General features: G+C 71.8%; 14 protein-coding genes. 1 reads left to right on the top strand and 13 read right to left on the bottom strand.

Annotated features, from left to right (window positions below):
• Positions 1-36 precede the first annotated feature (36 nt).
• The 3 genes from ABH923_RS14795 to ABH923_RS14785 all read right to left on the bottom strand — a co-directional run bounded on the left by ABH923_RS14795 (position 37) and on the right by ABH923_RS14785 (position 2,661).
• Entirely contained in the window at positions 37-1,329 is a 1,293-nt protein-coding gene (locus ABH923_RS14795) for a diguanylate cyclase (RefSeq protein ID WP_370056149.1), read from the bottom strand.
• Between the two features lie 142 nt (positions 1,330-1,471).
• The gene (locus ABH923_RS14790) at positions 1,472-2,266 is read right to left on the bottom strand and encodes an EAL domain-containing protein (RefSeq protein ID WP_370056148.1); all 795 of its coding nucleotides are present in this window, start codon (positions 2,264-2,266) and stop codon (positions 1,472-1,474) included.
• A 122-nt stretch (positions 2,267-2,388) separates the two neighbouring features.
• Positions 2,389-2,661, bottom strand: coding sequence for a hypothetical protein (locus ABH923_RS14785; protein ID WP_370056147.1), 273 nt, complete (start codon positions 2,659-2,661; stop codon positions 2,389-2,391).
• 170 nt (positions 2,662-2,831) lie between these two features.
• Between ABH923_RS14785 and ABH923_RS14780 the strand changes: the two genes are divergently transcribed.
• Entirely contained in the window at positions 2,832-3,770 is a 939-nt protein-coding gene (locus ABH923_RS14780) for an isoprenylcysteine carboxylmethyltransferase family protein (protein WP_370056146.1), read from the top strand.
• Positions 3,771-3,774: 4 nt separating this feature from the next.
• Here ABH923_RS14780 and ABH923_RS14775 read toward each other — a convergent pair whose 3' ends face one another.
• The 10 genes from ABH923_RS14775 to ABH923_RS14730 form a co-directional block, all read right to left on the bottom strand.
• On the bottom strand, positions 3,775-4,155 hold the full coding sequence (locus tag ABH923_RS14775; RefSeq protein WP_370056145.1) for a hypothetical protein: 381 nt from the start codon (positions 4,153-4,155) through the stop codon (positions 3,775-3,777).
• 81 nt (positions 4,156-4,236) lie between these two features.
• Positions 4,237-5,022 carry a GNAT family N-acetyltransferase gene (locus tag ABH923_RS14770; RefSeq protein WP_370056144.1) on the bottom strand — a complete coding sequence of 262 codons (786 nt, stop codon included), beginning with the start codon at positions 5,020-5,022 and terminating at the stop codon, positions 4,237-4,239.
• A 43-nt stretch (positions 5,023-5,065) separates the two neighbouring features.
• A complete protein-coding gene (gene cysK, locus ABH923_RS14765) occupies positions 5,066-6,004 on the bottom strand; it encodes a cysteine synthase A (RefSeq protein ID WP_370056143.1) in 939 nt (312 codons plus the stop codon).
• A 40-nt stretch (positions 6,005-6,044) separates the two neighbouring features.
• On the bottom strand, positions 6,045-6,992 hold the full coding sequence (locus ABH923_RS14760; protein WP_370056142.1) for an NAD(P)/FAD-dependent oxidoreductase: 948 nt from the start codon (positions 6,990-6,992) through the stop codon (positions 6,045-6,047).
• On the bottom strand, positions 6,985-7,314 hold the full coding sequence (gene fdxA, locus ABH923_RS14755) for a ferredoxin (protein WP_370056141.1): 330 nt from the start codon (positions 7,312-7,314) through the stop codon (positions 6,985-6,987). Before fdxA ends, ABH923_RS14760 begins: the two co-directional genes overlap by 8 nt.
• Positions 7,311-8,693 carry an FAD-dependent oxidoreductase gene (locus ABH923_RS14750; protein ID WP_370056140.1) on the bottom strand — a complete coding sequence of 461 codons (1,383 nt, stop codon included), beginning with the start codon at positions 8,691-8,693 and terminating at the stop codon, positions 7,311-7,313. Before ABH923_RS14750 ends, fdxA begins: the two co-directional genes overlap by 4 nt.
• Positions 8,690-9,463: a uroporphyrinogen-III C-methyltransferase gene (cobA, locus tag ABH923_RS14745; RefSeq protein ID WP_370056139.1), complete on the bottom strand. Its 774-nt coding sequence runs from the start codon at positions 9,461-9,463 to the stop codon at positions 8,690-8,692. The genes ABH923_RS14750 and cobA overlap by 4 nt, the downstream gene beginning before the upstream one ends.
• Complete coding sequence (locus ABH923_RS14740) at positions 9,460-10,377, bottom strand: ABC transporter permease (RefSeq protein WP_370056138.1); 918 nt, start codon at positions 10,375-10,377, stop codon at positions 9,460-9,462. The genes cobA and ABH923_RS14740 overlap by 4 nt, the downstream gene beginning before the upstream one ends.
• Positions 10,367-11,119, bottom strand: a complete 753-nt coding sequence (locus ABH923_RS14735) for an ABC transporter ATP-binding protein (protein ID WP_370056137.1) — start codon at positions 11,117-11,119, stop codon at positions 10,367-10,369. The genes ABH923_RS14740 and ABH923_RS14735 overlap by 11 nt, the downstream gene beginning before the upstream one ends.
• Before the next feature lie 4 nt (positions 11,120-11,123).
• Entirely contained in the window at positions 11,124-12,173 is a 1,050-nt protein-coding gene (locus ABH923_RS14730) for an ABC transporter substrate-binding protein (RefSeq protein WP_370056136.1), read from the bottom strand.
• Positions 12,174-12,182 lie beyond the last annotated feature (9 nt).

Genomic DNA, 12,182 nt, shown 5'->3' with positions numbered 1-12,182 from the left:
GACGGGGACGCCGTTCCCTGGTAGGCGCCCTACCCGTTACCGCCCGTTTCCGTAGACGACGGCCTGATCGCCGCCGCCGCGTTTCGCCGCGTACATGGCCTGGTCGGCGAGGCGGATGAGGTGGTCGATCGACTGGCCGGCGACGTCGTCCGTGATGGCGATGCCCACGCTGGCCGTGATGTTCAGTTCCGGCGGGATGCCGGCGAAGTCCTCGGCGATCGCGGCCCTCGCCCGGTCGGCGAGTTCGAGCGCGTCGGTCGTGTCGGCGACGTGCAGGGCCGCGATGAACTCGTCGCCGCCGTAGCGGGCGATCATGTCCTCCTGGCGGAAGACGCTGCTCAGCCGCGATGCGACCTCCTTGAGCACGGTGTCGCCCGCGGCATGCCCGAGGGTGTCGTTGATGGCCTTGAACCCGTCCAGGTCGACGAAGAGCACGGCGACCTGATCCGCGTGGGCGCGCTCGGTCTGCTGCAGGTTCTCGTCGAACAGCCGCCGGTTGGGCAGGCCGGTGACCTCGTCGAGCATCGCCGCCCGGCGCAGCCGCGCCTCCAGGCGGAGCCGCACGAGGACCTGCCCGGCGAGCTGGGCCAGCGCCTCCGCCAGCGGCACGGCCTGGTCGTCGAAGGCGCGGGGCTGGTCGAAGTAGCAGGCGAACGCGCCGTACAGGATGTCGTCCTCGATGATCGGCACACCGATGATCGCGGACACCCCTGCCCGTTCGAAGACCCCGCTCAAGCCCATGCCGGGCGCCACCAGGTCCGCCTCGGCGGGAGTCTGGATCGTCACGACGCTCCCGAGCTGGACCCGCTCGCCGTCCCTGTCCTCCGGCCACTCCGCCGCCAGCAGGTTGTCCCCGGCCACGAGCGCGTAGTTTCCCGGCTCGCCGGTGTGCACGCTGCACGCCGTCGCGTTGAACGCCCGGCGTGCGGTCTCCGACAGCAGCTCGCCGAGCTCCTCCTCCGTCTGCGTCTTCGCGAACGCGACGGATGCGGAGAGCAGCAGCTGGAGCCGGTCGCTCTCGCGTCGGCCGAGTGCCACCGTGCGCTCGCCGACCGCGGCCAGCTCCGGGTCGAAGGCCACGATCGTGTGGCCGCCCGAGATGCGCACGGCACGGATCACCACCGAGCTGCGCGTCTCCTGGTAGCCGTGGGCGGTCGACGCCAAGCGGATGCCGCCCGGGTTCCCGGTGGCCAGCGCCCGGGACAGTTCATCGCCGTCGACGCCGAGCACCGCAGCGAGGGGCGCACCGACGAGCTCATCCGAGGGGCGGCTGGCCCAGACCTCGAGTGCCAGGTTGGCGTCGACGATGGTGTGGGATCGGTCGATCAAGGCTCGGGGGAAGGGCTGCATGCGCGCGACTTCGTCGAGCACATCGCGCATCAACTGCGTGGCCGGTCAGAATGCATGTGTTGAGAGTGACTGCTGGCGACGCGATCGTCAAGTTACGACACGCTACTCATCGGAGCGGGCGCTACTCATCGGAGCGGACGACGCCGGCCCCGACCAGGAGGCTGTCCACATCCGCTTTGGTCGTCGGCCGCGACAGCAGGTATCCCTGGCCGCGATCGCAGTGGAGTGCGCGGACCCGGGCGAGCTGGGCCTCCGTCTCGATGCCCTCGGCGACCAGGCGCATCCCCTGCGCTTTGCCGAACTCGACGGCCCGCGCCAGGTCCTCGCTGTGGGGGCCCTGGGTCTCCTGCACGAGCGACTGGTCGACCTTCAACTCGGTCGCCTGCAGCGCGATGACCTGCTCGCGCGACGCGTAGGCGGCCCCGAAGTCGTCGACGGAGATGTTCACGCCGAGACCGCGCAGCCGGTGGACGGTGTCGATCGCCTCCGGGACGTCGGTCAGCGGAGTGGTCTCCGTCACCTCCAACGTCAGCAGCCGCGGGCTGAGCGAGAACTCGCCGAGCAGCCCGGCGATCGTGTCGACGATCGCGGACGTCCGCAACTGGAGGATCGAGACGTTGACGGCGACCTCGATCGGGTGGCCCTGGTCCCGCCAATCGCGGGCAGCGTGGCAGCCGAGCCGCAGCATGACATCCCCGATCCCGGCGACGAGCCCGAGGCGCTCGGCCATCGGGATGAACTCGACGGGAGGGATCAGACCGAGCTGTGGGTGGATCCACCGGCTCAAGGCCTCAGCCCCGACGACCTCGCCGGTCTCCAGCGAGAACTGCGGCTGGAACAGGGCGATGATCTCGCCACGGCTCGCGGCGCCCGGGAGGTCGCGCTCCAACTGGGCACGGCGGTCGTCAGTGCGCACTTCGGACCTCCCAGCTCGTGTCGTTTGGTCCAGTGTGTCGCATCGCCGGAAAAACCCGCGACCGTTGCCCAATCGCAATGGACGTTCTATAATCGCCGGCGGCCTCGCGCCGCGCCACCGGTCTAACCCTCGTCACCTGCCGCGGACCAGTGGCCGCAGACGGCCGCCTGCGCGTCGGAGCGGGACGCGAACACCCCCAGATCGTGACCATCGAAGCCGGTGGCGACGAACCCGTCGAGATTGCGATCCACCATCCCGACGTACGCGGTCGGCGTCCCGGCGACCCAGAGCCACCGCGCCGGAGCGCTCCACGACACGTTGTCGGGCGCGCCGCCCAGCGCGAGCGCGTCCCCCGGCATCCGGTCGGCTTCGGGGCGGTCCATGGCGATCGTCATCACTGACTCCTTCTGTCGAGAGCGCTGCGGTCGGCGGTGCCGTCCGCTTGGGATGAAGGTAAGACAGATCGGGGTGGAGGCTCGGGGGTTGACCGGGCCGCGGGCGCGGTGATACTGCGCGACGCCGTGCCGCGTTGCCCGGAATCCGGGCACCGGGCAGAATTCTCGTAATGGGGGTCTCCGTCGCCGTTCCCGCCGTGTGGGGGCGCGCCTACTTCGCGATGCAGGCGGTCGCGGGCGCCGCGTGGTGGGCCGGGGTCTTCGCGTCGCCGCTCGTGCGCACCGCGACCCTCGGCGGGCTCGACCCGGTGGCGGTGGCGGCAGCGGACCTCCCCCTCTTCGTCGCGGCGTCCGCCCTCGCAGCCGCCGGACTGCGTGCGGCGGCGATCGTCGCCACCGCCTGGACCGTGCTCGTCGCGGTCGGCCTGGCGGTCTACGCGAGCGTCACCGCAGAGGCCGGCTGGGGAGTGCTCCTCATGCTCGCGGCGGCCGGTTGCTCGCTCCTGTCGCTCTCCGCGGTGCTCCTCCAGCGCCTCCCCGCCGAGTGGATCGTGCGCGGGCCGTTCCGCTTCCGTCCGGCGGCGCGAGGGCGAACGCCCGGGGCCCTGCTGCTCGGGACGCTGGGGCAGATCGCGGTGTTCTGGTCGTTCTTCCTCGTCGTCCTCCCCCTGGTCATCGCGTTCCTGGAAGGGCGATGGGGCCTCAGCATCGCCCTCTCGCCACCAGTCACCGCACTCGGCGCGGTCCTCCTGGTCGCCGCGAGCGCACTCGGCCTCTGGTCGGCGGCGACGATGGCGACGCTCGGGGGCGGGACGCCGCTGCCGATGGCGATGGCGCACCGTTTGGTCGTGGCCGGTCCCTACCGCTGGGTGCGCAACCCGATGGCTCTGGCCGGAATCGCGCAGGGTCTCGCGGTGGGTCTGCTGCTGCACTCCTGGCTGGTGGTCGGCTACGCGATTCTGGGCTCGCTGATCTGGAACGCGCTGGTGCGTCCGTTCGAGGAGGCGGACCTGGAGGAGCGCTTCGGCGACGCGTTCCGCGCCTACCGCGCACAGGTGCGGTGCTGGCTGCCGAGGCCCACGCCGTGGTCGGCCCCCGCGCCGGACTGAGCCCCTACTTCATCCCGGCGAGCTGCGCCGGGATCTCCGCGTCCTCATCGGTCCAGTACGACGCGCAGACCCGGTGGTACCCGTCGGCGACCACCAGCGGGAGGTCGTGCCGTGCGTCCCCGCGGACCAGCAGCACCGGGGACAGCTCGTCGCCGTCCCGGATCTTCGCCAGGTCCTTCATCACCTCCGGATCGGACTCCGGCAGCAGCGGCAGCCGCGACGCGCGCAGCAGATCCTTGGCCTTGTAGGAACGCGGGTCCGCGTGCTGCAGCGCGGCGACCACCTTGTCGACGTCGTCGGGATCCAGCACGAGACTCAGGTAGTCGGCGGCAGCCGGGTAATCGTGCTGGTCCGCCTTCGACTTCCACTTCACATTCGTTGACATCGCCGTCACCTTCCGCCACTGCGATCCTCCGCGAGTACAGCTATACCGCGGCACGGGTCCCAGGCGCTACGGGGCGCGGGATCACTCCCAGGCCATGTTGATCAGGCGCTCGAACGTGACGTAGCCGGCACGCGCGAACGCCGCAGCCATGGGCACGTTGCCCACATCCGTCGACGCCCGGATGCGGGAGGCGCCGCTCTCGGCGAGCACGCGCGTCCCTTCGGCGAGGATGGCGTCGATGAGCCCCTTTCCCCGGTGTTCGGGGAGCACGCCGATGTACGCGATGATCGCGTGGTACGAGTTGCGCGCCGGCACGACGAAGCCGACCGTCTCACCGCCCTCGTCGATCGCGACCCGCCACCAGGCCCTCGGGCTCGCGTACTGGGCGAACTCGTCCTCGAACTGGGCGACGGCGGCCTCCCGAGGAGTCATCGTCGCGAGATCGGCTCGGCTGTGCGCGTCGAGCGTGCCGGTGAGTGTGCGGGTGGTGATGTCGAGGAACTCGTCGTCGGAGGCGAACGGGCGGAACGCGAGTCCGGAGTCCGCCGCCGCGATGGGGGTGCCGGGCTTCCACTCGAGGCGGAGGCGTTCCGCCACGACGTGTGCGCCGGTCTCCGCGAGCAGCGCCATGCGGAGCTCGGTGCCGCGTCGCACGACCGCGAGGTCAGACGCGCCGGCGGTGCTCCACCAGGCGATGCGGCCGACGAGTCGCTCCCCGCGCAGCGCGACCCACATCCAGTCCAGGCGCCGCCGGCCCTGTTCGAGGTCGTCGGCGAGCTCGTGGTTGAGCGCGTACGGGATGGAGTTGAAGAGTTCGAGTTCGTCGGCGCTGACGAGGGGGCGGAGGATCGCGTCGGTGGCGGTCATGCCCCATCGTCGCACGCGCGCCGTGGGAACGGCCCGGGGCCGCTCAGTCCAGCAGATCCGCCCACAGCGCCGTCGAGATGTACCGCTCCCCGGTGTCGGCGACGATCGCCACGACGGTCTTTCCGGCGTTCTCCGGCCGTGCCGCGACCTGCAGCGCGCCCCAGACGATCGCGCCGGAGGAGATCCCGGCGAGGATGCCCTCCTCGGACGCGAGCTTCTTGGCCGTCGCGATCGAGTCGTCGAACGACACGTCGATGACCTCGTCGTACACGGACGTGTCGAGGATCTCCGGGACGAAGTTCGCGCCGAGGCCCTGGATCTTGTGCGGGCCGGGCTTGCCGCCGCTGAGGATCGGGGAGTCGATGGGCTCGACGGCGACGATCTGCACACCGGGCTTGCGCTCCTTCAGCACCTGGCCGACGCCGGTGATGGTGCCGCCGGTGCCGATGCCGGCGACGAGGATGTCGATGCCGCCGTCCGTGTCGGCCCAGATCTCCTCGGCGGTGGTGGCGCGGTGGATGGCGGGGTTGGCCTCGTTGGCGAACTGGCGAGCCCAGATCGCGTTGTCGTTCTCGGCCACGATCTTCTGGGCTGCCTCGACAGCGCCGCGCATCCCCTCCGGGCCGGGGGTGAGGACGATCTCCGCGCCGAACGCGCGCAGGAGCACCCGACGCTCCTTCGACATCGTCTCCGGCATGGTCAAGATCACCTTGTACCCGCGAGCGGCGCCGACCATCGCGAGCGCGATGCCAGTGTTGCCGCTGGTGCCCTCCACGATCGTCCCGCCCGGCCGGAGCTCGCCGGACTTCTCGGCGGCGTCGATGATCGCGACGCCGATGCGGTCCTTGACGCTTCCGCCCGGGTTGTAGAACTCCAGCTTCGCCAGCACGGTCGCGTCGGCGGCGGCGGCGATCCTGTTGAGCTTGACCAGCGGGGTCCGGCCGACGGCGGCGGTGATGTCTTCGTAGACGTTGGTGGGCATGTCTCTCTCTCGTGTTCGTGAAGGATGGGAGTGCGGGAGGTCAGGTGAGGATTTCCGCGATCGGGCTGAGCGCGGACGCGGCCCCGACTTGCAGGTCGGCGACGATGGCAGCCGCGGTGCGGGCCCCGTTCCCTGCGGCGATGATCATCTGCTGCGGCCCGGGCACGGCGACGTCGCCGGCGGCGTACAGCCCGGGGATGGAGGTCCGGCCCTCGTCGTCCGTGATCAGGAAGCCGTCGGCCGACTCCTCGGGCTGGAGGCCGTCGATGAAGCCGGTCGCGATCTGCCAGGTGGGGCGGATGAAGCCGCCGTCGATGGGGATGGACCGGCCGTCCTTCAGCAGGACCGAGTGGACGGCTCCGCGCTCGCCTTCGAGGTCGGCGATCGTGGCCCGTTCGACCCGGATCCCCAGCGCGTCCAGGGCGGTCGCCTCGTCGGCGGTGACGACCGGGGAACCGTTGGTGAAGACCGTGAGCTCGGTGGTCCAGCGGGCCAGGTGCACCGCGCGGCGGGCGAGGTCCGGCGTCTCGCCGATGAGCGCGAGCGGCTTGCCGCGCAGGTCCCAGGCGTCGCACGCAACGCAGCTGAACACGCTCATCCCGTAGAACGAGCGGATGCTCGGCAGCGCGGGCAGCGTCTCGGTCAACCCGGTCGTGAGGAGGACCGTCCGGGCGGACACGATGTGCTCCTCCCCCGGCGTCCGGCCGGCGATCTCGACCACGAAGCCGTCGCCGTCCCTCCGCACCGACGTGACCGACCGTCGCTCCAGGTGCTCGACGTTCTCGTACGCCGCGAGCTCTGCTTTCGCGAGAGCACGCAACTCGGTCGGGCGGATGCCGTCGCGGGTGAGGAACCCGTGCGACCTGAGGGTGGCCGAGTTGCGCGGCCGGCTGGCGTCCACCAGCACGACGTCGACCAGCGCCCGCGCGAGGTTCAACGTGGCGGAGAGCCCGGCCGGGCCGCCGCCGATGACGACGACCTCAGGCATGCACGGCCTCCTGCGGCGGCAGTGCCGCGATCAGCGGGTGGTCGTACGGCTGCGGCCCGACCTTGGAGGCGCCGCCGGGGTTGCCGAGCTCGGAGAAGAACTCGACGTTCGCGGCGTGGTAGTCGGTCCACTCCTCCGGGAGGTCGTCCTCGTAGTAGATCGCCTCGACCGGGCAGACCGGCTCGCAGGCGCCGCAGTCGACGCACTCGTCCACGTTGATGTAAAGGGAGCGCTCGCCCTCATAGATGCAGTCGACGGGACACTCGTCGATGCAGGCGCGGTCCTTCACGTCCACGCACGGCAGCGCGATCACGTAGGTCATCGGACGATCACCTCGCGGTTGGAGATCGAGACCTGCTCGTCCCGCGGCACGACCTTGATCCGCTCGCGGACCACGTCGCCGGCGAACCCGTCGCCGAGCGCGCGCTCGTGGCCGTCGAGGGCGAGCCAGCCCTCCCAAGTCGTGTAGCGGACACCGCGCGACTCGAGGAAGGACAGCACGGCGTCCTCCCCCGGGCGGTCCGCGTCGGCCAGGACGGCGTGGTCCTCCAGCAGCTTCTCGATGGTCTCGCCGGCGTCGCCCTTGGTGTGGCCGATCAGGCCGACCGGGCCGCGCTTGATCCAGCCGGTCGCGTAGAGGCCGCGCACCGGCTCGCCGTCGTCGAGGACGCGGCCTCCGTCGTTCGGGATGACCCCGGCGGCCTCGTCGAACGGGAGGTCGCGCACCGGGGTGCCGCGGTAGCCGATCGCCCGGTAGACGGCCTGCACGTCGTAATCGGCGAACGCGCCGGTGCCGCGGATGCCGCCCTCGCCGTCCGGCTCGGTGCGCTCGAAGCGGATACCGGTGACGGCATCCTCGCCGAGCAGCTCGACAGGCTTGTGCCAGAAGTGCAGGTGCAGGCGGCGCGGGGCGCCGGTGGGCTCGCGGTCGCGCCACGACTGCAGGATGCGCGCCATGACCTTGGCCTGGTTGCCGGCGGCCCGTCGCTCTCCGGTCGAGGCGTCGGCACGGTCGAAGTCCTCCCCGTACAGGACGATGTCGACGCCCGGCACCTCGCCGAGCTCGCGCAGTTCGATCGGGGTGAACTTGATGTCCTCCGGGCCACGGCGGCCGAAGACGTGCACGTCGGTGACCGGCGACGCGACGAGGCCCGCGTGCACGTTGTCGGGGATGTCGGTGGTCAGCAGGTCGGCCGGGTGCTTGGCGAGCACGCGCGCGACATCCAGGGCCACGTTGCCGTTGCCCAGCACGGCGACCTCGGTGGCCTCCAGCGGCCAGTGCCGCGGCACGTCGGGGTGGCCGTCGTACCAGGAGACGAAGTCGGCGGCGCCGAAGCTGCCGGGGAGGCCGAGGCCGGGGAGGTCGACCACGGCGTCGCGCTGCGCCCCGGTCGCGAAGATCACCGCGTGGTAGAGCGACTGGAGCTCGTCCACGGTGATGTCCGCGCCGACCTCCACATTGCCGATCAACCGCACGGACCCGTCGGCGAGCATGTCGTGCAGTGAGGTCACGATGCCCTTGATGCGCGGGTGATCCGGGGCGACGCCGTAACGGATGAGGCCGTAGGGCGCGGGCAGGGACTCGAACAGGTCGATCCGGACGTCGACGCCGGCCTCGGCGGCGCGGGTGCGCAGGATGTTGCCGGCGTAGATGCCGGCGGGTCCGGCGCCGACGACGGCCACGCGGAACGGTCGGGTCATTGAGGTGCCTCTCGGTATGGTGCAGTGCTGTGTGCTGCGGGGATGGGGAGGAGGTCGGGGTCGGCCAGTCGGACCACGTCGCCGACGATGATGACGGCCGGAGACTGCACGCCGCGAACGGCGGCCTCCGCGGCGATGGTGCCCAGGGTGCCGACGGTCACGCGCTGCCCGTCGCCGTAGCCGTCTTCCACGATCGCGACCGGGCAGTCCACGCCGCGGCGCCCCGCCGCGAGCGTCGCGGCGGTTCCCGCGAGCCCGGAGACGCCCATGAGCAGGATCACGGTGTGCTCCGGCCCGCCGGGCACCTCGTCGATGTCGGTGTGCGCCGAGAGCACGGTGAACCCGGCAGCGACGCCACGGTGGGTGACCGGGATGCCGGCGATGGACGGCACGGCTATGGCGCTCGTCACGCCGGGGACGACCTCCACCGGGATGCCGGCGGCACGGCAGAACTCGGCCTCCTCGCCGCCGCGGCCGAACACGAACGGGTCGCCGCCCTTCAGCCGCACGACGCGCTTGCCGGCACGGGCGTGCTCGACCAGCAGCTCGTTGATCTGCGACTGCGGCACCGGGTGGTGGTGCGGGCGCTTGCCCACGTCGATGACCTCCACGCCGGGCGCGAGGTCCTCCAGGAGGGCGCGGGGGCCGAGCCGGTCGGCGATCACGACGTCGGCGGCGGTCAGGAGCTGGCGGCCGCGCACGGTGATGAGGTCCGGGTGGCCGGGGCCGCCGCCGACCAGGGCGACGGAGCCAAGGCGTTGTTCGGTCATCGGGATGCTCCCGTCAGTCCGCGGCGGCGCAGCAGCGTGCGCTCGACCGGTGCGAAGATGGCCAGCTCGACGACGATGCCGACGACGAGGATGGTCAGGATGGTGGCGAGCACGCTGGGCAGGTCGGCGAGCTCCCGGCTCTGCTCCAGCATCGAGCCGAGGCCGAAGCCGAGCGAACCCGCGATGATCTCGGCGGCCATGAGCGAGCGCCACGCGAACGCCCAGCCCTGGCGAAGCCCCGCGACATAGCCGGGCATCGCGGCCGGGAAGAGGATGCGGGTCTGCAGCTGGCGGCGGTTCGCCCCGAGGATGACGCCCACGCGCCGAAGCTGCGGCGGCACCTGGTCGATGCCGGCGAGGAGGCCGTTGACGATCGAGGGCACGGCGCCGAGCAGCACCACGAAGTACACTGCCGCGTCGGTCAGCCCGAACCAGAGGATCGCGGCGGGCACCCACGCCACCGACGGCAGCACCTGGAGGCCGGAGAGGATCGGCCCGACCGCGCGGCGCAGCCAGCGCACCTCGGCCAGCAGCAGTCCGAGCGGGGTCGCGATCAGGATGGCGAGCAGGAAGCCGAAGCCGCCGCGGCCCAGGCTGGTGCCGATGGCCGTGGCGAGGTGACCGGAGGCCGCGGCGCTGCCGAGTGCGCTGAGCACGTCCGCCGGCCCCGGGTAGAGGTCGGGGCGCGGGTGCGCGATGACCGTGTAGAGCTGCCAGGCGAGGACGGCGGCGAGCACGAACACGATCGGCGGGACGACGGACCGGCCAAGGCGGCGGGCGCGGCCCGGCCCGGCATCCCCGGCGGTCTGCAGGGAGTCCAGACCGGACTCCAGGGCGCGCAGCTCGGAGGCCCCGGCCTCCGTGCGGGCGGGCGCGGGTGCGATCGTCGACGTGACGGTGGCTTCAGGCGGCATTGCGGATCAGCTCCTCTCGCAACCGGCGGGTGATCTGCTCGTCCAGCCGGGCGGTCTCCACCGGGTCGGCGCCGGCGCGGACGGACGCGGGCACCTCCCATTCGGCGGCGACCCGGCCGGGCCGCGAGCTGAGCAGCACGATCCGCTGGCCGAGGCGCAGCGCCTCCCGGACGTTGTGAGTGACGAAGACGATGGTGCGACCGGTCTGCCGCCAGATCCGCTCCAGCTCGACGTGCAGGAGGTCGCGGGTGATCGCGTCGACCGCCGCGAACGGCTCGTCCATCAGCAGCACGTGGCGGTCCTGTGCGAGCGCGCGGGCGAGGGCGACGCGCTGCCGCATCCCCCCGGAGAGCTCGTGCGGCCGGCGGTCGGCGGCGTGCGAGAGCGAGACGAGCTCCAGGAGTTCGTCGGCGCGGGCCCGGCGCTCGTCGCGCGGCACTCCACCGAGGTCGAGGGCGAGCTCGACGTTGCGGCGGGCGGTCAGCCAGGGCAGCAGGGCGGCATCCTGGAACATCATCGCGACCGCGCCACTGGGCACGGCGATCTCGCCGGCGGTCGGCTGCTCGAGTCCGGCGATCAGGTTCAGGATGGTCGACTTGCCGCACCCGGACGCCCCGAGCAGGCAGACGAACTCGCCGTCGCCCACCCGGAGGTCCACTCCGTCGAGCACGACGGGTGCGTGTGCGCCGAAGCGCTTGCTCACTCCCGTCAGCGTGACGGCGGTGCGGTCGAGGTCGCTCATCGTCCTACCCCAGGTTCCCGGCCGAGACCTTCGCCTGCCCGGCGGCCGCGCGGACGGCGTTCAGGGCGGTCAGGTCGAACAGCCCCTTCAGCGAGCCCTTGGTCCCGAGGCCGACCGCCGCGGCGTGCTGGACGAGCGTCGGGAACGCCGCCGCATCCGGGTCGGTGTCGAAGGCGACGTGGTCGAGCGCCCGCGCGAGCACCGGGGTCGGCAGCGTCTTGCCGGTGTCGGCCTTCAGCTGCGCGTTGATGTCGTTCGCGGCCTTCGCCGGATTCTTCAGGGCGGCGACCGCGTCGGCGTTGCCCTGCACGAGCGCCTTCACCGTCTGCGGGTGCGCCTTCAGGAACGAGGCGGAGACCGCGAGCACGGTGGTCGGGAATTTCCCGCCCGGCCACAGCGACGCCTCGTCCACGAGCACCTTCGCGTTGCCGTCGAGCACGAACCGGGACACCCACGGCTCCGGCACCCAGGCGCCGTCGATCTTGCCCGCCTGGAACGCCGTCAGCGCCTGGGCATTGTCGGTCGGGGCGATCGTGAGGTCTCCCCCGCCGGTCGTCGAGGTGTGCAGGCCCTTCGTGCTCAGCCAGTGGCGGAGCGCGACGTCTTGCGTGTTGCCGAGCTGCGGGGTGGCGATGGTCTTGCCCTTGAGCTGGTCGGCCGAGGTGATGTCGGCCTTCACGACGAGGGCCGCGCCGCCGACGGCGACGCCGGAGACGATCTTCAGCGACTGGCCCGCGCTCTTCAGGTAGGAGTTGATCGCGGGGCTCGGGCCGATGTAGGCGGCGTCGATCGCGCCCGCGGTGAGCGCCTCGATCTCGGCGGGGCCGGCATTGAACTGGGTGGTCTTCAGCGCCGTCGTCCCGAGCGCCTTCTGCAGCAGCCCGTCGTGGATGCCCACGAGGGCGGGCGCGTGGGTCACGTTGTCGAAGTAGCCGACGCGGATGGCCGTCGCCGGGGTGGGTTCGGCGCTGACGGCCGAGGCCGCGCAGCCGGTCAGCGCGGCGGTGGCCGCGGCGAGCGCGAGGACGGCGACGGTGCGGAGCGAGGTACGCATGCGGGGTCC

Origin of the sequence: Leifsonia sp. EB41 (genome assembly GCF_041262565.1) — a bacterium.
Classification (GTDB): Bacteria; Actinomycetota; Actinomycetes; order Actinomycetales; family Microbacteriaceae; genus Leifsonia.
This window is presented reverse-complemented; position numbering and strand designations above follow the sequence as displayed.